The organism is Polystyrenella longa (genome assembly GCF_007750395.1).
Taxonomy (GTDB): Bacteria; Planctomycetota; Planctomycetia; order Planctomycetales; family Planctomycetaceae; genus Polystyrenella; species Polystyrenella longa.
In genome coordinates, this window is sequence record NZ_CP036281.1 from 3,919,932 (window position 1) to 3,944,948 (window position 25,017).

Here is a 25,017-nt window from a genome sequence, read left to right on the forward strand (position 1 = left end):
CCAGTATCACATGGCGTAATTTCTGGCCATAATTTCTGCTCGCCTTTGACTTTTTTCATCTGCTTAGCCCCGGTTGACGAAGAGAGTCTCACAATCACTACAACGGGATCAGCTTCACAAATGTCCCGATATCATTCGTCGAGATTGCCCCCACTTTCGAAACATAAGGAGCATTTTTCCAGTTACGAAGACCAGAATCCTTTTTTCTCCGCTCAGGGTGGGGACTCAAATCAGATTGCGAAGGCTCTCTTGCCGATCACAAACAGGTAGGTAGCTCCCCGTTTGAGGGTTATCTGAATTCAATCAGAGTCGCTGACGCCGAAGTACGGCCCGGGAGAGAACACGCATGTCCCCAAAAGCTAACCTCCAACAACCTCTTGCAGTCGTGGGGATGGCTTGCCGGTTGCCGGGCGCGGACGGATTGGATGCCTACTGGGAATTGCTCAAAGAGGGCCGCAGCGGACTGAGCCAATTCCCACCAGAACGCGTAAACCCAGACCTCTACTTCGATCCGACTCCGGGGAAGTTTTGCAAAACCTATACTCAGGCGGGGGGTTTTGTTCCTCCGCGACCCGTCGATCAGGATATTCTCCCAATCGATCCGGAACGACTTCGCCAATACGATAAGGCACATCAGACGATGTGCGAAATCGCGGCTCAAGCCTGTATTGATGCCGGTTACGACCCGCTCAATCTGCCCCATTCGCGGACGGCGGTTTACATCGGTAACTCTTCTGGCGGAAGCGATCTTATCTATGAATTGATGATGACCGATTACGCCGCTGCCGCTGCCGGATTTCTGGAGAACATCCCGGACTTCAACAACTTACCGGTCGAAAACCAGGCTTACATCCAGGAACGGTTGATCGAATCGATTCGTCGCGAGCACACTCGCCGACAGGATTCTCCCGTTCGCGACACCACTGCAGGCGTTGCCGCGACCATGATCTCCAGCTTGTTCAATCTGACCGGCCCGACTGCCGTATGCGACGCGGCGTGCGCTTCGGCGACGATTGGTTTGGAACTGGCGGCGCAAGCGTTGTTCCACAACCGAGCAGAAATGGCGATTGTTGGAGGGTGCTCATTTCGCAAATGGTATGAGATGGTGGTGATCGCCCAGGCAGCGACGTTGAGTACTCAGGGAGTTTCGTGTCCCTTCGATGCCAGCGCCGACGGACTCGTTGCGGCCGACGCCTATGCCGCAGTCATCGTGAAAACGCTGGACCGGGCTCTGGCCGAGGGAGACGAAATCAAAGCGGTCATCCGGAATACCGCTCTCTCATCAGATGGTCGGGGAAAAAGCTTCTGGGCGCCTCGTAAAGAAGGGCAGATTCTGGCCATTCAACGAGGTTATACGTCGGGTATCGATCCTAACCGTTTGCAATACATGGAAACCCATGCGACATCCACTCAGATTGGTGACGAAACCGAAGTTCAGAGTTTGATTGAATCGATCGGGGATCGTGTTCACCATCGATTGCCGATTGCTAGCGTGAAGGCCAACATCGGGCATAGCCTGGAAACAGCCGGGCTTTCCAGTTTGATCAAAACGATTCTGGCTATACAGAATCAAACGATTCCACCCGCTGTGAACTGTCAACAGGTTTCTCCGAAAATCAAATGGGACGAAATTCCGTTCTCCGTGCAACAGCAGGCAGAACCCTGGGAAGAACAACCCGATGGATCGCCTCGGATGGCGGGAGTGGACGCATTCGGGATCGGTGGTGTGAATACCCATGTGATCGTGGAAGAATACCGCACAGGAACAGAGTACAACTGGAATAGTGAAGTCTCCGACAAAACCGAGAAGGAACCAATCGCCATTGTGGGTCGGGGGGCATTGTTCGCAGGGGGGTACTCTGTCAAAGGTTTTGCCGACGTCATTAAATCGCATGCTTCACAAATTGCTCCCATTCCAGAACATCGTAAGTTGCGGGGGCAGTCATCGAAGTACAACGAAGCTGGTTTTCTGGCCGATTATGAATTCGACTGGAAACGCCACAAGGTTCCACCCAAGTTGCTCAAACAGGCCAACCCACTTCAGTTTGCTTTGCTGGATGCGGCCCAGCAGGCACTCGAAGAAGCGGGATATGAAGAGCAGGACTTCGACCGACAAGAAGTCATCACAGTCGTCGGATCTATCTTCAACAACGATTACGATCTGGATGTGTACTGGGGTTTGTTCTACCCGGAACTCTGCCAGAAGCTGACTCCCACGTTGAAAGAGCTGGGACTCGACGAACAGCAGGTCGCCGATTTTCTGGAGAATTTCAAACAACAGGTAATCAATCTGAAACCGGAGATGCTGGATGATACTGGGAGCGCATCGGCAAGCACTCTCTCGACCCGCATCGCCAAGAACTTTGATTTGATGGGGGGAGCATTCAGCCTGGACGCGGGAGAAGCCTCTTCGCAGGCCGCGTTACTGGCTGCCGTTGATTTACTCCGCTCCGGAAAGTGCGAACGTGTTGTTGTTGGTGGCGCGCAGCGCTGGATCGAAACATCGCAGAACGTGGACACGTCGCAGATTCCTCTGGGTGAAGGGACGGGCGTTATTGTTCTGCAACGACTCTCCGATGCAGAAGCGCAGCAGCGGACCATCTTCGGGTTAATTACGGACGTCGAGGTTGTCCGAACTGACGTCGAACCCGACGAGGAACTGACGACTAATAACAGCCTCACTCGGCAGATTGGTAATACGCTGGGTGCCTCGGGGATGGCGACCTTATTATATTCCACCTTATCCGACACTCCGGTGCAGGAGATTAAAACAGTTAATCGTCGTGGGTATTACGAAGAACAACCGGCGTGCTGGACAACCCACTATGCCCGTTATGAGCAGATTAATTCACCATCCCAGGAGACCATTTCGGAGCCCGTTGAAATGAATGGACATGATCCTGCTGAGACTCCGTCGATCAATGGATTAGCTCCCCACTTCTCGACCTTCGTCCAGTTCATGATGATCCAAACCGGTTGCCCCATCAACGTGATTCAACCTAAGGCCTACCTTGAAGGAGATCTGCGTCTGACGGCCGCTGCCAAACGAAGCGTGTTGCAGGAACTATTCATTCGGATGAATCATCATCTCGAACCGGTAATGCTCTATACTTGCGCCCAAAAACTGGAAACGGTGAACGACGTTTGGAATTACCTTGAAGAACTGGAAGAGCGGCCTTACGAAAATCTGCTTCCCGGACTGATTCCGACGACACCCACACCTGCGAATCAGGAAACTCCAGTAAGTGATGCGGTAGCTCAGCCAGTGAACTATGGTGACGTTATCATTCAGGAAAATGAATCAATTACAGAGACAGCCCCCCCTGCTAACTCGACTCTGCGTTTACTGGAACGAACAAGACCTGCCGCATTGTCCTCGTCGGACGATTCCGTACCGACGTTTTCTGGAGCGACTATCGTCGTTGGCTCGGGCAAGACGACCGACTTGCTGGTAGAAAAAATGGCGGAAGCGGGAAATGTTGTTTACCGCTTGGAGAGTGGACAATCCTCCGCCACCTGGATGTCGCAGTGGGAAAAGATTGAATCACAAACTCCTGTACTGCAACTCATTCTGACAGAAGGAATTGCCGAACGTCCCGAGGGGAATAACTGGTCGGCAGAGATCAATGCGATCAGCGAACTGATCAACTTTACTTCCCATTGGTTGAACCATCGCCAGACACAAGGCAACCTTTCCGGAGCGACGTTGGCCTTGCTCCTCCATATGGGTGCTGATTTTGGTCAAGGGGGACAGTTCCCTTCGATTCCATCTATCCTGCTGAGTAGTTTCACGGAAACGCTCTTACCGCACGCTGTTGCGGGCCTGCGTCTGAAAGTCATCGACCTGTTTGAACGGGAACCTGCTCCGATGATCGTCAAAGAGGTGATGCAGGAATTCGGCAGTCAGGACCGTGAGACCCATGTGGCTTTCCTGCGCGGCGGTCGATCGATTCGGTCAACCACGGTGCAGATTATTCCCGAGATGCGGGACGAAATTGAAGTTTGGTTCCCCCATGGGGCCTTTAATGAAAACCTCCTGGAATTCCTTCCGTTGGCCCATCATGCCGGACCCAACACGCAACCACAGGGATTGTGGCTGGGGCTGGAACAAATCAACGATTACACCGATTTAAGTACACTCCTCGATGAAATGCAGACGATTTTGTCTGAAAATCCGACATTGCGAAAAGTCGTTATCCTTCTTCCCGTCGAAGGAAACAACTTTATCAGACTGCTGGCAGCCAGAACCTTGTTCGCTTATTGCCAACTGTTCGCGACTTCTAACCCGCAATTGACAGTCTCGCTGATCCAGTTTGATATTGGTCTCCCTAACCTGAGCGAGCTTCTCGTTTCCGATGCCAACCAGGCACACTCGGAAATCGTTCAACTGACCTTGAATGAGTCAGGAGCCTACACCGAACAATATCAGGATGCCCTGCTCAGTTACGAGTACCAGGTACTGGAAACACTCACGCGTCCCACAGCGACCCGCTCGGAATTGAATGAGGGAATCTGTTCGATTCAGTATGATCCCCGTGTCGATCCGTTCTTGAGGGGGCATCTGCATGAAGAGATCCCGCTGTTGCCAGCCGTCATGGGCATTGAAACCTGTGCGGAAGCGGCGTCCGCCGTTTCGGGAGGACAACCCGCGGTTGGAATACGCAACTTGGAACTGGTCAATGGATTCCGTATGGCTTCTCCCAAACCGCATCATGCCGTGGTCGAAGTCAGCCCCACTGATCAACCCGGAATTCTTCATTGTGAACTCAAAGGTGAGTTTTACGATAAAGCGGGAAGGCTAAAAGATTCCCGACGACTCTTCCATCGCGTGCAGGTCCTCACGGGTGAGAATAATCGAGTGGCCCTTCCTCCGTTCAGCGGTGACGTCCCGCAAGATGATTGGATGGCGGTTCAGTATAGTGACAACTCACAGGAACGGATCGAAGGGCATAGTGGCCCCGTCTGGTATGGCCCTGAATTAAGAACGTTAAAATCGGTACGATACCTACTGGAAGCAAGCGACATCTGGGGATGCTTTACGGCTCCGGATTCTTCCGAGTTGGCAGGGCAACGTACAGGCTCGCGCTGGCAGACACCGGCGGCGGTACTGGATGGCACTTTATACCTGTTTGAGTTTCTGTTCAGTCGGCTCACGGGCACGTCGCAATTACCTCACTTTATAGGGCAACTCGATTTCGGTCGTTTGCCAGTTCCAGGCGAGCAATTGATAGCCTACGGTCAATACCTGCGGCGGGAAGACCGACATTTGTTAGTCGAGTTCGACGTCTGGGGCGCCGATGGGACTGCCATCTACTCCTGTCGCGACTGTAAAATGGTCGATTTGAATATCACGGTTGGTGGTACTAAGTAACCCTTCTTCCACGAAATATCAAATGGATTAATGAGCAACCTGCTGACGGGGTGGGCATTGCTTCTCTGGATCAGCTATCCTTGTGTGGATATTGGAGCATCGTTTCTCAGGGAACTATTTTCGTTCCAACAAATTGGACCTGGGGAAATGTGACTTCGCCTCGCAAGGACAAGATCGGTCTATCGTGAACTGGTATCTTTTATATCTGATCAGTGAATGGGTGTTACGAATCATGATGATTCCGGTGGTCACCCACCGCCGCAGACCCAACAGCGCGATGGCATGGCTGCTGATCATCTTCTTTGAACCCTGGTTTGGGTTTCTAATTTACGTCTTGATCGGCGAGAACCGTTTGCCACAGCGCCGCATTCGCAAACATGATCGGCTGCTGGCGAAACTGGAAACCTTAAGCCGACGCTTCCGTGATCATCCCCAGGTGATGAAGCCGGACTATGACTCTCGATTACAGTCGGCCATTGATCTGGCAGAACGTCTCGGTTATATGCCGATTCTGGGGAACAACTCGGTCGAGTTGCTTGCAGAGACCGACGAGACGATCAATCGCTTGATTGCCGACATTGATCAGGCCCAAAAACACGTCCATATGCTGTTCTACATTTATCGGGACGATAAGACGGGGAACAAAGTGAACGATGCTTTGGCCCGCGCTGTCGCACGAGGAGTGAAGTGCCGCTTGCTACTGGATGCGGTCGGATCGTCGGACTTTCTCAAACATAATCAACAGGAATTGATCGACGCAGGTATCGAAGTTCATGCCGCTTTGCCTGTGCAGTTCTTTCGCCGCAAGGCAGCGCGGATCGATTTACGCAATCACCGTAAAATTGTCGTGATTGACGGATCAATTTCCTACACAGGTTCTCAGAATATCGTGGATTCTGACTATGGTCTAAAAAAACTTGCCTGGCACGATTTAATGATTCGTATGGAAGGGCCAGTGACCATCGAATTACAAGCTGTCTTTCTGACGGACTGGTATTTCGAAACAGATGATATTCTGGAGGGAACGGATATTTTCCCCGATCCGAAATCGGCCGGATCGACTCCGATTCAGACATTACCCAGCGGCCCCAGTTATCCCACTGAGAATCATCAACGGATGGTGCTCTCAATGCTGCATGCCGCCCAGCACCAGGTTACGATCACGTCGCCTTACTTCATTCCAGACGAAGCCTTGCTGCAGGCGATTGAAGTCGCTGTATTACGCGGAGTGGAAGTGACTTTGATTCTTCCCGAAAAGAGCGACCAGGTTATCGTCGGCGCCGCAGCACGAGGATATTATGGAGTATTATTGGAGATGGGAGCCCACATTTATCTTTATCAACCGGGGCTGCTGCATGCTAAAACGATTACAATCGACTCCAGTATCTGCATGATCGGTTCCAGCAATTTTGACATCCGTTCGTTCGAATTGAACTTCGAACTGACCATGATGCTGTACGGCAAACCGATCAACATGGAGCTGAAAGAGCTACAGGATAAATACCTGAGTCTCTCCGAAAAACTGGAACTGAGCAGGTGGAACAGGCGGCCTTACTATCAGCGTCTGTTTCAAAATGTCATGCGGCTCTTCAGTCCGTTGCTATAACGGGAATGTTCGTCGCCAATCGCATCACCCGCTCAATTTTATGAAAAGGCTGATTGCTTCGACTGATTTCATGTGCAATTATGATGTGCAGATGATGAAATTCATAAAAGAAAATGAGCGCCCTGCGATCCGAACAGACCCTTGATAGCTGCCGATCAACGGGAAACCAGACTTGAAGCGACAAATCAAATTATTCAGAGGTGAACCCGAGCGATGTATAAACTCATTGTGAAAAACGGACCGGACGAAGGTCGTCAGTACAAGCTGGAAGCAGGACAACTCTACGATGTGGGTCGCGGGTCAAATACGACGATTCGCGTACGCGACTCGTACATCTCCCGCGTGCATGCCCGCATCAACGTGGAAGAGGATGAAGCCATGATCCACGACTGGGGCAGCTCCAGCGGTTTATTCGTTAATGATGAGCAAATCGACGAGGCCGAACTGAAGGATGGCGACGTCATCCGGATGGGAAATACCGAAATTACGGTCGCCTGCTGAATTAAGACTGTTCAGAATGGCCTGCGAGTCCTGACTCGCTCCCGTCACCAGTCTACTGCGACCAGCTTTGTGCTTATGATTGAAACTTGAGCGCCGCTTCCACGGCAAGCTCATCACAGCGTTCGTTCTCGGGATGCCCAGCGTGACCTTTCACCAAAGTGAATCGGACCTGATGTTTCTGTAGCAGCACGTCGAGCTTCTTCCAGTGGTCTTCATTTTTGACCGGCTTCCAGCTCTTGCCCTCGCGGCGTCTCCAGCCGTTTCGCTTCCAGTTGGGCAACCACTCTTTGCTCCCTTTGGCGACGTAGGTGCTGTCGGTAATAACCTCGACCTCGGAAGGCCGGGTAAGCGCAGCTAACCCTTCGATGACGGCCTGCAATTCCATCTGATTGTTGGTCGTGTTCGCTTCACCGCCTGCGAATTCTTTTTCGGAACCAGACTGGGGATGGCGCAGCAAATACGCCCAGCCTCCCGGTCCCGGATTTCCACGACAGGCTCCATCAGTAAAAAGTTGAACGAAGGACGACGCTTCCTGCGTTTCGATTTCGGACATGAATGGCAGCCTGACAGCAGCAGTGAGAAAGAATTAGGTCAGCATAAAAATTCCGGCGCAGTCAAAAAACTGCCCGGAGATTGTGAGCATATGCATTATCGCAACGAGAGATTAACGTTCTCGATAGGTAATGCGGCCCCGGTTCATGTCGTAAGGCGATACTTCGACTGTGACTTTGTCACCCGGCACGATACGAATAAAGTGTTTTCTCATTTTTCCAGCAACGTGGGCCAGCACCAAGTGTCCATTTTGCAGCTCAACTCGAAACTGCGTATTGGCAAGTGCCTCCACAACGGTACCATCAACCTCAATGGCCTCTTCTTTGGCCATAAAATACTCTCCTGTAACAACTTAAGTAAAATAAACAGTAAAATCGCAATCCGAACGTCTAGCAATCGGATCGCCTCTTGTATTTTGTATTCCGTTAATTGTAACAAGTTTTGTACTAAGGCCAACAGGCTGCACCGGAAGAATTCGCTTAAGATGTTATGTAATTGCCCGAAATTGGAAAAACCGGAATGATTTTAACTTCTCCGGCACCTATTCAACGGGGGTGAATACCTCGTGATTTATCGAACTTTTCATCCTAATTTGACCAATGCGGATCTTTATCCTGCGGATTCTTTGGATTATCGATGACGATCCGATTCCCGTTTGACGGATTGGCGTTTCAGATTTAAATTTATCTAGTTGAGGTTTGATTCAATTCTAATACATTCTCTGGGATGCTCGTCCAAATGAACGCGTTGAAAAAATTCCTGCTGGAAGAGGACGCAGCGACTGCTGTGGAATACGCGGTTATGGTCGCGATGATCCTTTTAGTCTGCATTGTTGCCATCGCCAGTTTTGGAGCGCAAACAAATACAATGTACGAGAATATCGAATCGGAACTTCTCGCTCATTGAGGGTGTTGCGAAGTAGGCGATTCGATCAGCGACTCGCACTGGCCTGATCAGTCGTTGTGCCATGATTTCAGTTTTTCGCATCTTCTGGCAATCTCTTTACTCCCTTCACTCCGGGAGAGACTCGAAATTGATACCATCTTAGCGATGACTATTTGGAGAAATTAAACGCGTCTAATCCCTTTGTAATGACAGGTGCCTCTGATGGCCGGCGACAAAGCTTATATTTCGCTGGGGGGGAATCAGGGAAACCCCATCGAAACGATGCAGCAGAGCCTCCAACAGCTTGCTGCTCTCGACGGTATAGAGATCGACCGTGTTTCTTCGTTTTATCAAACGGCTCCCGTAGGAACCTATGCGGGCGATTCCTTTTATAACGCCGTCGCTGAGCTGGAGACCACCCTCCCCCCAATCGACTTGCTGAACCACCTGCTCCAGATTGAACAAGAGCTTGGTCGGATACGCACCCTCCACTGGGGACCGCGAGTGATCGATCTCGATTTGCTGTTTTATGACGAACAGATCATCCATCTACCCCAGCTCGTGCTCCCGCATCCGGCCGCCTGGTATCGCCGATTTGTTCTGGTCCCGCTGGTAGAAATCGCCCCAGAGCTACTGCATCCGGTGAAACTGGCTACCATCGCCGAATTGCTCAGATTAACGGAAGTAGTTCCTTACCAGGTCCACCTGATCGGTTCAGACACAGACTTGGACATTGCCCGCCGGGCGAGTTCAGCATTTCCGCAAATCAATGTGAAGCAAATTGATTCGGTCGCCGATTTAGCCGCACCGCATTCGATGTTGCTGTTTGTTCAACCGACGGAGACGATCACTTGGGAAGACAGCCCGCTCCTTACACGGATTGATCTGCAAACGGTCCTGGAATCTCAACTGCAGGAGACGATGGTCAACCTGTTTACATCTGCCCTGGGAGAGGTGAATCGGTCTGTATAAAAGCGAGTGACTATCAGAGGCTACCACTACGCAAAACACCATAGATGAGCCACAGCCCCAGCAGACTGGACATAATGAATACGATTCCACTGACCCACGCCAACTCTCCTCCGCCCCGAATCAACAGGGCTGATGCGAGGATGAGCGATGACATCACCATCCCGATTGCGAGTCGGTTACTGGAGCGATCAACTTCCTGAATCAGGTGATTCACTTCTCCATGATCGAGTTTGATTCGAAGTTCATCTTCGCTCAGCTTTCGCAGGATCGTAGTAACATGATAGGGAGTCTTGTGGGCCAATGTGAGCAGACGGCGAGACTCGCCCATCAGCATTCGCCCTACTCGAACCGGGTTGTATCGTTCCTTGATAATATCGGAAACGAACGGTGCCAGCGCCCCTGCCATATTGAATTCGGGATTCAACCAGCGTCCCATTCCTTCCAGAGTGACAAAGGCGCGAATCAGTAGCATCAGGTTACTGGGACAATTCAGATTGTGAGTTGACATTAAGAGGACAAAATCGTTGAGCATAGGCCCAACGTTCAGCTTCTCTAACGGAACGCCGTAATAGGAATCGACGAGATCTCGAACATCGATTTTCAAAAGATTTTTATCGATCTCCCCGCGGCACTCTCCTACTTCCTGAATTAGAATTACAACCGAATTGTAATCTTTTTTCGAAACAGCATGGAAGAGATCCGCCAGCCGATCTCGAAGCTCCTCATCTAGGTAACCCACCATTCCGTAGTCAAGCAGGCAGATGGTGCCATCGTCCAGGATGCGGAGGTTTCCGGGATGAGGATCACCATGAAACACACCCAACTCGAACGCCATTTTCATGTAAATGTGCGCACCGTTGTCTGCGACTTGCTCATTCGTAACGAATCCGGGACCGTTTTCTCCCATTGGGTCGTCGGTAGCTGAATTACAATCGGGAGTCACTGAATTCGCGGGTGCTGAAGTAGATTGCTTTCCTGGTTCTCGGTGGATGAAGTCGCGTAAAGTCGACCCCTGAATAAACTCCATCGTCAGCAGGCATTCCGTACACAGATCGGGATAGACTTCCGGAACATAGAGCGACGCATCGTTACGAAACAGTCGCGAGAATTCCATCATCGTCTTGGCTTCGCGCTGAAAGTTCATTTCGCGTCGGATTGTGCGTGCGAAATGAGAGACCAAACCACAGGGATCGAACATTCTGGCTTCGGGTATGTGTTTTTCGATTAAGATTGCCAGTTGCCCCATCAACGCAATGTCACTTTCGACTTCCTGAACAACATTGGGGCGTCGAACTTTTACAGCGACATCAATTCCTGTTTTAGTTCGAGCCTGATAAACCTGCCCTAATGATCCAGCCGCCAGCGGTTCATCCGGGAAGTACTCGAACATCTCATCTACGGAGCCGCCGAGTTCTTTCTGGATGAGGCTTTGAGCCTCGCTGGTAGGAAACATGGGAAGCGATTCCTGGAGTTTCGTCAGCTCCTCAATGACATCGGGAGGTACAAGATCCGGTCGCGTACTGACAACTTGCCCGAACTTTACGAAACTTGGGCCCAGTTCCTCAAGCACCATGCGGATGCGTTCGGCGCGAGTCAGGGCAGGCGGAATCGAATTCTTTTTTTTCCGCCAGTCCAGCATACGGCGTCCCAGGCGGATAAATCTCCCAAGGCCAACCTGCTCTACCAAATCTCCGAATCCGTACTTCAACAACACCGACACAATCTGGCGGCTGCGATTCAGATTCTTGAGGAATAGTAAAGGATGAGTCTCCAAACGGTCACTCCATTTTTCCCGCACGCGGGTTTCTGGTGAATTAATTGACCACCCTGATTAACAGAAATTGGCATCCTGAGAGAGCCAATTTGATTGGGCAGTGCTTGTGATACGGAACAATTTATTGTTCATCGTAACCAGTTGTCGGAGGGAAGACAGCCTGCAATTCTGTTTTAACGACTTCTACGGATCACATTACTGAGAAGTAGTTCGACACGGCAAAATCGAAACCATAATTACTCAGTTTTTTCGGCCGTTTATGATAGACACAATGATTCTTGACTTGCAGTAACAGGTCGCGCGGCTGGCAGGCTCGGAAGGGACGATCCACCGCCTTGTAATGAGTCTCGATCAGGTAGTCGACCGCTTTTCTCGCTTCGGAATCATATGCAAAGCCCATCATGGGAGCCATCAATTCCAGCAATTCCCGGAACTGCGCTTCCGTGGGATCCGGAGCTTCAATTTTATAAGGAATACGCCGTAAAAAAGCACCGTCGACCAGGTCTTTGGGTTCCAGGTTTGTCGAGAAGATGATCAGTTGATCAAAAGGAACTTGAATTTTCTTACCACTGGGAAGGTTTAAAAAGTCATACCTTTTTTCCAGCGGCACAATCCAGCGGTTAAGTAGTTCATCAACGGGCATCTGCTGACGACCAAAGTCATCGATGACCAACGTACCGCAGTTACTTTTCAGTTGTAAAGGAGCCTCACAAATTTTGGTCAGAGGATTTTGCGAGACCTCCAGTTCATTCATCGTCAATTCACCACCGGCGATCACCGTGGGGCGTACTACTTGCACCCAACGTTGATCGACACCTGACAAATCCAGCAGGCCGTTTTCTTTATCTTCAGTGACCAACTCATGGACACCGGGATCGTACAAGCGAATGATGTCGCCATCGATTCCCAATGCCTTGGGGATCCAGATGGTCGAACCGAAACAGGCAGTCACTCGTTCGGCAATACTGGTTTTTCCGTTACCCGGTTCCCCAAACAGGAACATACCTCGCCCGGAGTTAATCGCCGGGCCTAACCGCTCAAACATATCTTCGCTAATGATTAAATCGGAAAAGGCGCGTTTCAGGTCTTCCTCGCAGACTTCCTGACGCGCGATACTCTGCGCTTCCATCGCTTTAAGATAGTCCCCTAAGGTGACCGGCGCTGAACCAAAGTAGGAGCATTCCTCGGCGTATCGTTTGGCACGATCTCGCCCGAAGTCGGTTATCACAAACTCGTAGTCACCCATCTCTGCCGACCCTTTGTAGGCCAGCAATTGATCCTGCTTACACTGCTGTAAAATGGGATCCACAATTTGAAATGAGAGACAGACCTGTCGACTGATCGTACGTCCGGAAGCGGAACCTTTCGACAATAGGAATTTCAGGACAAGCCGTTCGATCTCTTCAAATGAGAGACCAGTTTTAGCCAAATTCTCTGGAATTGTGGGACGAAAAGGACCTTTTTTCTCCTCTTGACCACCTAACAGATGATTCACCCGATGAAAAAGTTCACCGAGGGGGGAATCGGATTCAACGCATTCGGGCTCGGTATAGAGTCCTTCTTTCGAAAGAACCGCTTCCTGCTGACCTTCAGCGGTAGCCACAGGCGAATTCAATCGTGCGGAATTTAAGGAAGTCTCTTCGCTCTGCTCGGAGCCATCTGGTAACTCGTCAAAATCGATATTCAAGTCATCCAGGTTGTCGATGTTCCCATCAAGATCGCCTTGAGGAGCGCGCAGGTCCCCCTTGATGTGCTGAAGATATTCCGTCGGGGACATTTTTGAGGATGCATCGGACATAGTACACAACTCTAGCCCATGAGGCTCGGCAAAGTATCTGTTTTATTTTGAGGGAATGGCTCTCGTCTTTGGAGAAACAACAGAGCAGTTGCCGCTCATTGTTGTTCTCAATTTTTGTCAGTCAAATACCTCTATCTAAATCATAATACGTCACGAAATCGTTCCATGAGGGCAACCGGACCGAAACACGTGGTAATTATACCTCATCTTCCCCGAACTCCCGATGTGGCGCAGATAGTCTGAACTAAGGGGTTTCAACGATTACGAGACCTGAACGGCCTTTTGCCTTCCGGTATCAACGAATAAATCGGTTGTCCCTGTATTCACTGCCCGGATCCCTCTGATGAAGTACAAATTTTTCTTCGAGATCTGGGTTAGTTCCGGCTTCGAGATCATTCGCAACTGAGGGTGGAATTGTTTATCCTGCATAAACTTAGGCACGCAACTACGACGTACATCAACCATATAAAGGGTGCCTTTCCTCTCTGATACCGCCGGATCGACGACTATAAAGCGATTCGCGCCCTTTCTCTCACTCGATTCATCATTCATTTTTCGCTGGAATATTCCCCGGGAGTCCTAATTTCATGACGAACCCCATCGCCCTCGGTCTCGATTTCGGAACCGAATCTGTCCGTGCTCTGTTCGTCGACCTGATTGGAAACGAAGTCGCTTCCGCCGTCGTTCCTTATACTCATGGTCAGATCACAAAAACCTTGCCCGGTACTGGAGAAGAGATCCCGGCCAGTTACGCTTTCCAACACCCGCTGGACTGGGTCGAATGTTCTGCCAAGGCGGTGCAGGAAGGGTTGAAATCGGGAGGACTTCAGGGCGAGCAGATCATTGGGATTGGAGTCGACTTCACCAGTTGTACTATGCTTCCCAGCCTGAAAGACGGTACGCCACTCTGTATGGTTGACGAGTTCAAATCAGAGATGTTCAGCTGGCCGAAGTTGTGGAAACATCACGGGGCCCAGACACAAACAGATCGAATCAATGAACTTGCCGAGTCCCGCAATGAATCTTTTCTGAGTCGCTACGGGGGAATCATCGGACTGGAATGGTTCTTCCCTAAAGTATTAGAAACACTCGAGAAAGCACCGGAAGTCTATCGGGCAACAGAAGTCTGGCTCGAAGGAGGCGACTGGTATGTATGGCAACTTGTCGGCGGAACTGCAGAGACTCTTCCCCGATCGACGTGCCAAGCTGGTTACAAAGCGATGTGGCACGCTCAAGATGGTTATCCCAGCAGCGAGTTTTTTGCTGCACTACATCCCGAGCTGGAAAACGTCGTCGCAGAAAAGATGCCCGGCCGAATGCTGGCTCCAGGAACTTCGGCAGGTGGATTGACTGCGGACATGGCTAAGAAGTTCGGCCTCCCTGCTGGAACGCCCGTCAGCGCCTCCATCATTGATGCCCACGCCGGTGTCCCCGGTGCAGGTGCGGCGGAAGCGGGGGCGATGGTACTCGTGATGGGAACGTCCAGTTGCCATATGTTGAACGCCACTTCCGAGCAATCCGTTCCAGGCGTCGCCGGGATCGTCGAAGGAGGAATTCTGCCTGACTTTTTCGGATACGAAACTGGACAGGCTGCCGTTGGCGATGCATTCGACTGGCTGCGAAAAACCCTCAACCAGGACAACTTCGACGAATTGACTGCCGGTGCTGCCGCCCTGCCCGCTGGTGCGGAAGGAGTTCTCTGTGTCGACTGGATGAACGGTTGCCGCACTCCGTTAATGGACGGCGCGGTCAAAGGGGCTTTTCTCGGCCTGACTTTAAACCATGGACCGCAGCATCTATATCGAGCCTTGATGGAAGGCTCCGCGTTTGGTGTTCGCTGGATCGCAGATATTCTCATTGAGAACAATGTGCCTGTTACATTATTTATTGCCACAGGAGGATTGCCGCACCATAACCCTCTGCTCGTTCAGATTTATGCCGACGTCCTGGGTAAGCCAATTCTGGTTCATCCCTCCAAACAAGGCCCTGCCCTGGGCGCGGCCATCTTAGGGGTACTGGCGGCAGATACTGAGCATCAATATTTCAAATCGACAACTGAGGCGATCAATACCATGGCGGGTGTGCAGAAGGGAGTGCCGGGGCGCGAAGGTATTCTTGTGCAACCGAACGCAGACACACACGCTCAGTACAATGAAATTTATTCCCAATACCGGAATGCCGCCGACTGGATCAGCCAGAAAAAATGAGCTGCTTTGTAGTCGTGCCCGGCATGTTTGACAACTGGGCCTGCCTGACGAGACAATTCACCGACAGTTGATCTGCCGGAATACTCTACCTTCATCCAAACTCTCTACTCTGAGTAAAACCATGTCTAAATATGAACTGCCCACATTAAAGAAACGTCCCAAACTCAAAAAGAAGGAAGTTTACCTGCTCGCCAGTGGTGACCTTCGCATTTCTGCCAACCAGATGTGTTGGGACGCCCAGGCAGAGATGGAAAAAGATCTCACCGCGGCTATCGAGGCTGCTGGTTATTCCGTCGTTCGCGCGCATTCTTATAAAGCGGATGAAAAACATGGTTTCATTGCTTCACAAACTGAGGGAATGCAGATCTTCGCGGAGCTGGATCCCAAAGCACCGATTATTGTCGCGGAAGCCGTTTGGCAATATTCGCACCATGTTCTGTCTGGATTGATCACTCACGAAGGCCCCATCCTGACCGCCGCAAACTGGTCCGGAACCTGGCCCGGCCTGGTCGGAATGCTCAACTTGAACGGATCACTGACCAAAGCAGGCGTGAAATATTCGACATTGTGGTCGGAAGATTTCACCGACGACTACTTTACCAGTCGCCTCAAAAAATGGTTGGAAACTGGCAAGTGCAAACACAGCGTAAAACATGCTGTTCCACTTTCCAAACTGAAAGTCGACAACTCCGTTCGTAAGCTGGCGCAGGCACTGGCAAATCAGTTGCAGTCGGAAAAGGCGATCATGGGCGTCTTTGATGAAGGTTGCATGGGCATGTTCAATGCGATCATCCCTGACCATCTGTTAAATCCAACGGGCGTTTACAAAGAACGGCTGAGCCAGTCCGCTTTGTATGCTGAAATGCGAAATGTTTCTGACGACGAAGCCACAGCAGTTTATCAATGGTACCTGAAGAAAGGAATGAAATTCCATACAGGCTCTACCCATGAAACCGACCTGACTGAAGAGCAGATTTTGCTTCAATGCAAAATGTATATCGCCGCTGTACGCATCGCGGATGACTTTGGTTGTCACACCATCGGGATTCAGTATCAGCAGGGGTTGAAAGATATCGCTCCCGCATCGGACCTGGTGGAAGGAACACTCAACAATGAAGACCGCCCTCCAGTGAAAAGCCGCGATGGTAAACGCGAACTTTACAAAGGGGAAGCGATTCCTCACTTCAATGAAGTCGATGAGTGTGCCGGATTGGACGGACTCCTGACCTACCGAGTACACAAAGCAATGGGGCAACCGGTCGAGAACACCTTGCATGATATCCGCTGGGGTGACAAAGACGCCTCAGGAACTGTTGACGACTACGTCTGGGTCCTGCTGATCAGTGGCGCCGCTCCGCCCGCCCACTTTATTGACGGTTGGAAAGGGGCAGAAGGCCTGCGTCAGGTCCCGATGTTCTTCCCTGCTGGTGGTTCAACACTCCGTGGGATTTCTAAACCAGGTGAACTCGTCTGGTCGCGTGTTTATATCGAAGGTGGCAAGCTCAAAATGGACCTGGGACGTGCAGGTGTCGTGGAACTGCCACGGGAGGAGACTGATCGTCGCTGGAAAGAGACGACGGAACAGTGGCCGATCATGCATGCCGTTACGTATGGAGTTTCTCGCGACCAGATGATGGCTAAACATCAGTCAAATCATATTCAAGTTGCCTACGCCAACAGTGCTGCCGAAGCGGATAAAGCAATGTTTGCTAAAGCGACCCTCGCCGCCGAACTTGGGATGGAAGTCAAGATCTGCGGAACGCGTAAAAACGGAAAATCCTGGCCAGAAGCCTGATTGACTCTCGATGTCAACATGCCAAGGCAAACTTTGATCACTACAGAAACGAACACACCGGAAAATGCCTGGTGTGTTCGTTCTGTTTATCAAGGTCACGCGATAAACTTGAACGACCTTCCCAGTTTCCAAATTGCTAATTTCTTAATCAAGACTTACACACTCAAATCAAAATCCACAGTAGGAGCGGCATGAAAAACAGCCTGGCGGAAATTCCGGAACTGGCTAATTATCGATCGGGACGAGGTTTGATTCGTATTCCGATGGAACAGGATGTCCCCTTCACCCCCCGCGTTCGAGCAATCGTCGATACCGCCGAATTTCAACGACTGCGACAGGTCACCCAACTGGGGTTAGCATCCAAAATTTACCCCGGTGCAACTCACACTCGGTTTGAGCATGCTCTGGGAGTTTTTCTAAATGCGGTCCGCTACCTGATCCAACTGACTCACGACCCCCGGTTCAGTGCGGTTATTGATCGCCATCATGCTGAAGTCCTGATGGTGTCCGCGCTGCTACACGACTTGGGACACTGGCCCTACTGTCATCCGATTGAAGACCTCAATCTTCCTAATATGCCCCAGCATGAAGAGTTCGCCGGCTCCTTCTTGCAACCTGATTCTGAATTAACCCGAGTCCTGAAGTCGCATTGGGATATCAAACCGGAAGAAGTTCTCGACGTCCTGGTCGCACGCACAGATTCACCACAACTTAGATTGATTCGCTCCATTCTTTCCGGTCCGATCGACATCGATAAGATGGATTACCTGGACCGGGACAGTCTGCACGCTGGTGTTCCTTATGGTCGTAACTTCGACCGGAACCGACTCATCCAATCATTGATGGTGAATGAAACGGGCGACGGGTTGGCTGTAAGCGAAAAAGGGAAAACGGCTACCGAGTTAATGGTCTTTGCACGCTATGTCATGTTCAGCGAAGTCTACTGGCACCACGCGGTACGCGCATCGACCTGTATGTTCGGCCGCGCTTTTCAGGAATTATATCAACAGTGGGATTTGAACTGGTTGTTCCATCAGAGTGAATCAGACATGGTGCAGGAACTCCGTCGAGCGGCGGAGGGCAAACCGGTGGCCAAGTTGCTGGAAGGCATCTTTGGAAACAGGCGTTCGATCTACAAACGCGTAGGCGAGTACAGTCTTGTTCAATCTGCCGAACTATACCAACAACTTTCGGGAAAGCGACATGACTATCTGGAGCAGGTTGTTCGCAAACTGGCGGAAGTTCTGACCTCCCGAGCGGGCGTCGAGTTTGATCCGTTCGATTTGTTGATTGATGCTCCACCCGCAGATCGGGAAGTCGAATTCAAAGTTCAGATCTACTACGCTAAAGAAGACGTCTATCGCTACCTGCATGACGTCTCGCCCGTGATTGAGTCGCTTGCCCAACGGCAATTCGACGACTACGTCAAACGAGTTCGTATCTTTGTGAACCCACACAAACGGTCTCACGTGCCCGATCAGCCGGAATTGACGCAGATTTTACTCGATATTGTGTAAGCTCGCGTCTTCCTTGTTAAATTTTCGACTTTCCCTGCTCCTGTAGGCAATATCGGGGAATACAGGTCACTTTGAATTCCGTACTATAAAAGGAAGGGCCCACTCCGCCCGAACTTTGTTGCGCGTTCTCGAAGAAAGGCCAGGAAGTTGTTGGAATCCACGAGAAGAACTGACCGGACATACTTGCTACCACAGAAGATCCTCACGCTGGGTACGATTTTCACATTGTCTACGATCTTCACGTTGGTATTGCCTGGCTGTCGACGGGAAGAAGAGGCCACACCCGAAGTCGAAGTTCAACCCGACTGGCGAAAGGAAAAAGCACAGCCCAGAGAATTGCGCAATCAGGGAGACGCTGACGAACCTGAAGTAAAGGCCGTCAAGAAAAAAACGAAGCCGGTCTCGGTGGCTCCCAAGAAACCGCGTACCATCATTAGTCCAATCGATCAGTTCGAAATCGTGAACGTACCTTCTCACGCGGTGAGCCTGATGAAAGAGGAGGGGCAACTTGCCAATCGGGACAGTTTCGTTGTCCTGTCGAAACCCGCAGAGGATGTTGATGCAAAATTCCATCGCATCCAACCGCCCAAGGCCACTCCCGGTCCTGACAAAGACCAAAGTTTAAAACTTCCCTCCGGTTTCGTTGAGATTGATGAGTCAGGCTACAGTCAAACGGGGTGGCCATTACGTATTCGCTGTCTGGCGGACAATGCTGAAATGGCTTTTGAACCGGGAGGGGTCGCGACGATCGGAACAAACGATGGTCCCATAGAGGCGCAACCCCCGATTAAGGTATCCATCGATCCATTTTATATTGATGTCACCGAAGTCACTGTCGAACAGTATGATCGATTTCGAGAGTATCGTCAGAATGAAGGAGTCCGAATCAAGGAAGCCCCGAATGGTGCTGATGATCCTCAGCGGCCTGTACTCGGACTCAGCTATAACCAGGCACGGGTTTATTGTCTGTGGGCGGGTAAATTGCTTCCCAATGAAGCCCAGTGGGAATACGCTGCCCGCGGAAATTCAGGATCACGATACCCATGGCGACAAGGAAATCCGATCTGGCAGCACTTACAGAAGGGATCTCGAATTCACATCGTTGCTACAGACAGATTCGACCGGACTCCCGAAGGAGTCTTTGACCTCGCGGGCAATGCATTGGAATGGTGTAATGACTGGTACTACCCCGACACTTACAAACTGGCTGCAGAGAAGTTGGGACAACCAATCAAAGATTTTGCCGGCCCGGGACGCCCCGGAGATGGAAATCAACGCGTAGTAAAAGGAAGAATTGAGAAAGTCCGAAGTGACTGGTCGGCTTGGAATCGCCAGGGGATCTCTCAAACAGATTCCAATGAGCGAATCGGATTTCGAGGCGTTCTCTCGCTCTCACCTACGGATCAATAATCCATCTATACGGTCGATCCCAACAACACACGAAGATGCACGTTGAAGACGCTTTACGTGTTGTTATCCCTCTGCCGAAACGGGGCGTAAGAAACAGCGCCCGTTTGGGAGGGTATCGGCGGAACGGCAGGTTTGCGTTGAAAACTGTTCCGGCCCGTTTTGCGTTTTACCGTTTCTGAATCCTGTTCATATCCCGGTGGATTCTGATGATGTAGGTGTGGTCGAAAGACGACCAACAGAAGCAGAGGAAGATACCACAAAACGTAAATTCCTCCCTGTTGCGGATACCAGAACTGAGTTCCCACGATCAAAGCTGTCGAATTGGCGATCAAGTGCTCCAATTTCTTCTCAAGCGGCCAGATCGTCAATGATGCGACAATCACCAAGTAAACGGCTATTACTGGTATTCGATAAGCCGATTCGAAGGTCGACCAGAAACCGTCGCTATCTTGAGGATTGAACGACAAGCTACTCCAACTGATGGCCGAAACGGTCTGCCTGAAGAACGAGGTCGAATCGGTGGAGACGAGCAGCAGACTCATCAATACCAAGGTTAATACGGTAATCCAACCTCCCAGGAATTGCCGAGCTCCCTTGCGACCGTAAAAAGTGGCCCACAGCGGGACGAGGAAAATCGGAAAGAATACCATTCCACAAGCGAATCCGATCATTCCTCCCGAGACAGCAGGACGGCGATATAAGGCAACTGCCCACAAAATCAACGCTGCTGGAATCACTTGGTTTATTTCACCCACATGGATTGCCGTGCAGGGTAACAGCAGATAAAGCACGGCCATTGCGATTCCAAGATGCAAATCGCAAAAGCGGCGATAGCCAATATAAATCAATCCCGCGATAATGGCCAAATGGGCACAGATCACCAAAATTCGCGCTGTCAGTTCTATTTGTTCTTCAGGAGTTACAGGATGGTCTGCACCCGACTTGGCGACCGCTCCTGAAATGACTCCGACGGGAGCGGCGATAATGGCTGTAGCGGGACCTGTGTCCACTTGCTGCTGTGAATCAGAGTTATCCGAGCGATGAAGCAACTGTTGTCCACGACGGACGGATTCTAATGTCGGTTCTGATGGAGAAAAAGTGACGACAATGGCCATCAGAAAAGTAAACGTCGCTGACCCCAGCCAGATCAAACCAGCGGTGTTCATGTTTTGTGGAAAAAGCGGGCGCCGTGTGAAATACTGGTCGGCGATCAATCTCAAAAAGATCAAACCGGTCGCCGTAAACAACCAGGGATAGGCTACAGCAGTTTCGTACCTTACCAGAAGCAAAGCAGGAGACAGGACCAGTAACAGCGAGAGGTCCAGATTGCGAAGCGACCACACCCGCGTGAAACGGAAATAGACCGCCACGATCAGAAGAAAAGAAAGATAGGACCAGGTTGTGGAGTCAACCGTATAGCCAGGTAATACTCCATCCATATCAATGCATATCCCTTATCGGAACAGCGGAAATGATCCTGCGGTCAAATCGGCCATACGAAATTACGAATCAGATCGACAATCGTGACGAGACTCGTTCAGTTCGATTTCCGGAATAGCTTGCCCGCAACAGGTTCACGGTAGGTCACATCGTCTCAGGCTTTAGTTCAGTCGAAACATTCTTATGACCGCCCCCGAAGAGCCCTACCCTGGATAAGGGTACTGGCGTCGAAACTAACCGCAAAAATCCGTTCTCCTAAAGACCCCCTTTGGTCAAAACTGATTGTGACCAGTTTCATGGAAAACAACAAGGAACGTCGCCCTTGTTTGTATTTCATACGATGGGGTTCTTCCCAACGGAACATTACTCATTTTGACGGCTCGAAAGACTCTTTCCCAATTCTTTTTCGGTAAAACAAATAGAAGCGAATTCAGCCTGGATTTACTTCTTGCAATCCATCATTTTACTCCGCGTTCTCCTGGAAGGTGAATCCCTGCATCAGTGCGTACAGCAAAATGTTCACACCAATGCGGGCAGCATCTTCAGGAATATAACCGGAGCACGAGATGGAAGATTGTTTTTGAAGCGCGCAGCTAATGTCGTATTTACTGTAAATGATCGGAAAACGACCATTGAATTCCAGCGATTCCAGAAAGGGTTCTCCGATGACCACATCAGAAGTATCGATGCCCGCATTCTTTCCAGCGGGAGGTTGACGTCGACGAACTTGATCGAGGTCATGCCCAACCTGAGAAGTAAAGAGTGGATGCGACGCGGGAATGCGCTGTAGCTCCTTCTCAGGATAGAGTTGCTTCACCAGTTTACGAAAGCTCTCATCGAACTGCTTACTTCCGCAACAAGCGTCTGCGAATAAGCATCCTCCGTTATCGAGATACCTGCGTAAGCGGGTAATTTCGGAAGAAGAAAGTTCAAAAGGACTTCGACCATGCGTGTAGACGATTGGATAACGTTCGAGTTCCTCAGCCTGAGGAGAGAGGGCGGGTGATTCAGTTTTAGCCGTCAGTCCTGCCGCTTCATTCAACGCTAAAAGGAGATTGTGGAGAGCCAAGGGGGCCGTATCCCAATTGCCTCCATGTTTCAACTGAGCGACTTGCAACAAACCACGTTCAATCTTCGTCTCGTTGGCGGCGGTATCAATTGCAATCGGATCAAGCTGCTTCTTAGGTGGTTCCCGGCCAGTTGCGTAAGCCGCGACATTTGCACCGATATAAGTCGCACGCGTCACCATGGTGGTCACTTTGGGAGTTCTACCTTTAGGTGGGTTACGAGCCCAAAGTTCCCACAGGCAACCGAGATCGTCCGGACAATAAAGAATAGTCGTCCGACAACCATAGTCGACCCCCTGTAAATCGACCGTTTCCGGATGGAGCAGAAACTCGCTGCGGTAGACCGGATGATCAGCGGCCAGAGGCTCTAACTTCAGACCTTCTTCCTCGTATATCTTCGCGATCAATTCCTTGAACGAGGTTTTAAAAGCATCCGAATCACAACTGGGAGTCGCAAAGATGATCCCCCCCTGATCGAGGTACCTTCGAAGCAATTTGACATGCGTCTCAGGAAAGTTGAGCGGCTCGTCGCCACTGATATACAATATGGGAGCCTGTAACAAATCGTCGACGCTATTGTTTGATACAGCCTTATTGATATCGACAACCTGCCAGCTCATCAATTTGGGCCATTTTTCGAGCCCGGTAATCCAGTCGGTCAACCGGTGAATATCGCGATCATGTCGTTTCCAGGTGTCCGACATCATTTCATTCGGTTTAACAGGATCCGGCCTACCGTATTTGAGTTTGTTAAACAGGACAGGTGAGAGCCCCTTGGACAGAAAGAGCAGACAAAAGCTGGTATTCAGCACGGGATTGAGATAATCCTGTCTTGGAAACCAACTACCGTCCTGCTTTGACTGCCGCGCGACCAGAAAACGGGCTCCCTCACGATACCAGTCATGTTCTCCAAAGAAACGTATCCCACTCAGGCGGCCCGCGCGTTCAAGACCGTAGAGATAATAAAACAGGAAATACCCAGAGTTCGCCGGGTTAGCCTCTACCGAGAAATGGCGAGCCATCCATTCGACACCCCGTTCCAGTGTGTCTTCCTCTTCTTCGTTTCCACAACAATCCGGGGTTCCGTCTGGTTTAAGTTTGTCTTCGTCTGCAATCATCGATTTACTAATGACGTAAGAAGAAATTCCCGCAACCGTCATGCTGCCGTAGCCAGTTCGTCCACCTCCAAGACCATTCCGACCACGATACCCCCAGCTACCATCTCGAAACTGAGTCTCTCGAAAATGCGTCTTTGTTTTCTCCCACGTTTCCGGATCTACGCGTGCGCCAGCATGCACAGCATCACGCAAAGCGAGCACGGCGAATTGAGTATTGCTGTTATCGGCGTAATTACCAGGACTAAGATCGTACCCCCACTCACCCGAGTTGGTCTGACCGGCTTCAATTTCCGAAGCCAGCAGTTGCATGCGAGTCAGGTCTTTTTCTGGCTGTTTGGCAGCGGCCAGGGCCATGAGTTTTAAAGAAACAGTATAGGTCGACCGTCCATTAGAGGCATTGCGGATCCACTCTAATCCTTTTTTCACATGGGGTTCACTCGGTTCTAACCCGCAGTTAAGCAATGCTAGTACAACGAGAGAAGATGTGCCGATGTTTGCATCATCATGAGAAACCGCCATTGCTGCGGAACCCCACGAACCGTCGCCGTTTTGTTTGCTGAACAGAAACTGTGTCCCCTGACGAATGGAACTGAGCACTTCCGCCTGGGTTAACTCTGCTGATAAAGGACCTGTCGCCAGAAAACAAATACTGATCGACATCGCCAGCAGGATGGTCCGGCTTATTGAGATGTAAGTTTGGAACATACTGGTACCGCCTGATGAGGTCTAAATGAAAGACTAACGGGTGAAGTTTACCAGAAGTCAAATTGACTTATTGAAAAGGCATCGACTCGAAGCTCGTGAAAGACAACTAATATTGCGACCATGGGATAGCGTGTTACCGGCCTCTTCTTAAACAGAAATCTATAGTCGCGTCTGACTATTGTAGCACCATCTACATCCTGTTGGAATTTCAACATTCATTATCTGAGCGAATCTGAAAACCAGCAATCGATCGAATCGATCAGGCGAAAGAGGGTGGTCGCAACCCGGAAAGGTCCTGG

At 50.7% G+C, this 25,017-nt stretch carries 15 protein-coding genes; 9 read left to right on the forward strand and 6 right to left on the reverse strand.

What is annotated here, in order from left to right; all coding sequences use genetic code 11:
- Window positions 1-346 precede the first annotated feature (346 nt).
- From Pla110_RS14570 to Pla110_RS14580, 3 genes are all read left to right on the forward strand, one after another.
- Entirely contained in the window at window positions 347-5,371 is a 5,025-nt protein-coding gene (locus Pla110_RS14570; RefSeq protein WP_144996472.1) for a hotdog fold thioesterase, read from the forward strand.
- Between the two features lie 184 nt (window positions 5,372-5,555).
- Window positions 5,556-6,977, forward strand: a complete 1,422-nt coding sequence (gene cls / locus Pla110_RS14575; protein ID WP_144996473.1) for a cardiolipin synthase — start codon at window positions 5,556-5,558, stop codon at window positions 6,975-6,977.
- Window positions 6,978-7,190: 213 nt separating this feature from the next.
- Window positions 7,191-7,478, forward strand: coding sequence for an FHA domain-containing protein (locus tag Pla110_RS14580; RefSeq protein ID WP_144996475.1), 288 nt, complete (start codon window positions 7,191-7,193; stop codon window positions 7,476-7,478).
- 73 nt (window positions 7,479-7,551) lie between these two features.
- On the opposite strand, the gene rnhA is transcribed toward Pla110_RS14580, so the two are convergent.
- Window positions 7,552-8,031, reverse strand: coding sequence for a ribonuclease HI (gene rnhA / locus Pla110_RS14585; protein ID WP_144996477.1), 480 nt, complete (start codon window positions 8,029-8,031; stop codon window positions 7,552-7,554).
- Between the two features lie 111 nt (window positions 8,032-8,142).
- A complete protein-coding gene (gene infA, locus Pla110_RS14590) occupies window positions 8,143-8,361 on the reverse strand; it encodes a translation initiation factor IF-1 (RefSeq protein ID WP_144996492.1) in 219 nt (72 codons plus the stop codon).
- A 407-nt stretch (window positions 8,362-8,768) separates the two neighbouring features.
- On the opposite strand from infA, the gene Pla110_RS14595 reads away from it, so the two are divergent.
- Entirely contained in the window at window positions 8,769-8,936 is a 168-nt protein-coding gene (locus tag Pla110_RS14595; RefSeq protein WP_144996494.1) for a Flp family type IVb pilin, read from the forward strand.
- Between the two features lie 201 nt (window positions 8,937-9,137).
- Window positions 9,138-9,887: a 2-amino-4-hydroxy-6-hydroxymethyldihydropteridine diphosphokinase gene (folK, locus tag Pla110_RS14600; RefSeq protein ID WP_144996496.1), complete on the forward strand. Its 750-nt coding sequence runs from the start codon at window positions 9,138-9,140 to the stop codon at window positions 9,885-9,887.
- 13 nt (window positions 9,888-9,900) lie between these two features.
- On the opposite strand, the gene Pla110_RS14605 is transcribed toward folK, so the two are convergent.
- Together Pla110_RS14605 and Pla110_RS14610 are read right to left on the reverse strand one after the other, a co-directional pair.
- Complete coding sequence (locus Pla110_RS14605) at window positions 9,901-11,661, reverse strand: ABC1 kinase family protein (RefSeq protein ID WP_144996498.1); 1,761 nt, start codon at window positions 11,659-11,661, stop codon at window positions 9,901-9,903.
- A gap of 190 nt (window positions 11,662-11,851) precedes the next feature.
- A complete protein-coding gene (locus Pla110_RS14610; RefSeq protein ID WP_144996500.1) occupies window positions 11,852-13,459 on the reverse strand; it encodes an ATP-binding protein in 1,608 nt (535 codons plus the stop codon).
- A gap of 587 nt (window positions 13,460-14,046) precedes the next feature.
- Here Pla110_RS14610 and Pla110_RS14615 point away from each other — a divergent pair.
- From Pla110_RS14615 to Pla110_RS14630, 4 genes are all read left to right on the forward strand, one after another.
- Window positions 14,047-15,666, forward strand: coding sequence for a ribulokinase (locus Pla110_RS14615; protein WP_144996502.1), 1,620 nt, complete (start codon window positions 14,047-14,049; stop codon window positions 15,664-15,666).
- A 121-nt stretch (window positions 15,667-15,787) separates the two neighbouring features.
- The gene (locus Pla110_RS14620; RefSeq protein WP_144996504.1) at window positions 15,788-17,461 is read left to right on the forward strand and encodes an L-fucose/L-arabinose isomerase family protein; all 1,674 of its coding nucleotides are present in this window, start codon (window positions 15,788-15,790) and stop codon (window positions 17,459-17,461) included.
- 191 nt (window positions 17,462-17,652) lie between these two features.
- On the forward strand, window positions 17,653-18,978 hold the full coding sequence (locus tag Pla110_RS14625; protein WP_144996506.1) for an HD domain-containing protein: 1,326 nt from the start codon (window positions 17,653-17,655) through the stop codon (window positions 18,976-18,978).
- A gap of 225 nt (window positions 18,979-19,203) precedes the next feature.
- Window positions 19,204-20,388, forward strand: coding sequence for a formylglycine-generating enzyme family protein (locus tag Pla110_RS14630; RefSeq protein WP_144996508.1), 1,185 nt, complete (start codon window positions 19,204-19,206; stop codon window positions 20,386-20,388).
- 53 nt (window positions 20,389-20,441) lie between these two features.
- Here the strand turns inward: Pla110_RS14630 and Pla110_RS14635 are convergent, their stop codons facing one another.
- Both Pla110_RS14635 and Pla110_RS14640 read right to left on the reverse strand, forming a co-directional pair.
- The gene (locus tag Pla110_RS14635) at window positions 20,442-21,827 is read right to left on the reverse strand and encodes a hypothetical protein (RefSeq protein WP_144996510.1); all 1,386 of its coding nucleotides are present in this window, start codon (window positions 21,825-21,827) and stop codon (window positions 20,442-20,444) included.
- A 464-nt stretch (window positions 21,828-22,291) separates the two neighbouring features.
- A complete protein-coding gene (locus Pla110_RS14640) occupies window positions 22,292-24,718 on the reverse strand; it encodes a DUF4159 domain-containing protein (protein ID WP_144996512.1) in 2,427 nt (808 codons plus the stop codon).
- Window positions 24,719-25,017: the final 299 nt, after the last annotated feature.

What these genes read in the sequence shown, in the direction of transcription:
- Pla110_RS14570 (WP_144996472.1), top strand. Translation starts at nt 347, where the DNA reads ATGTCCCCAAAAGCTAACCTCCAACAACCTCTTGCAGTCGTGGGGATG.
- Pla110_RS14580 (WP_144996475.1), top strand. Translation starts at nt 7,191, where the DNA reads ATGTATAAACTCATTGTGAAAAACGGACCGGACGAAGGTCGTCAGTAC.
- rnhA (WP_144996477.1), bottom strand. Translation starts at nt 8,031, where the DNA reads ATGTCCGAAATCGAAACGCAGGAAGCGTCGTCCTTCGTTCAACTTTTT.
- infA (WP_144996492.1), bottom strand. Translation starts at nt 8,361, where the DNA reads ATGGCCAAAGAAGAGGCCATTGAGGTTGATGGTACCGTTGTGGAGGCA.
- Pla110_RS14595 (WP_144996494.1), top strand. Translation starts at nt 8,769, where the DNA reads ATGAACGCGTTGAAAAAATTCCTGCTGGAAGAGGACGCAGCGACTGCT.
- folK (WP_144996496.1), top strand. Translation starts at nt 9,138, where the DNA reads ATGGCCGGCGACAAAGCTTATATTTCGCTGGGGGGGAATCAGGGAAAC.
- Pla110_RS14610 (WP_144996500.1), bottom strand. Translation starts at nt 13,459, where the DNA reads ATGTCCGATGCATCCTCAAAAATGTCCCCGACGGAATATCTTCAGCAC.
- Pla110_RS14615 (WP_144996502.1), top strand. Translation starts at nt 14,047, where the DNA reads ATGACGAACCCCATCGCCCTCGGTCTCGATTTCGGAACCGAATCTGTC.
- Pla110_RS14620 (WP_144996504.1), top strand. Translation starts at nt 15,788, where the DNA reads ATGTCTAAATATGAACTGCCCACATTAAAGAAACGTCCCAAACTCAAA.
- Pla110_RS14625 (WP_144996506.1), top strand. Translation starts at nt 17,653, where the DNA reads ATGAAAAACAGCCTGGCGGAAATTCCGGAACTGGCTAATTATCGATCG.
- Pla110_RS14635 (WP_144996510.1), bottom strand. Translation starts at nt 21,827, where the DNA reads ATGGATGGAGTATTACCTGGCTATACGGTTGACTCCACAACCTGGTCC.
- Pla110_RS14640 (WP_144996512.1), bottom strand. Translation starts at nt 24,718, where the DNA reads ATGTTCCAAACTTACATCTCAATAAGCCGGACCATCCTGCTGGCGATG.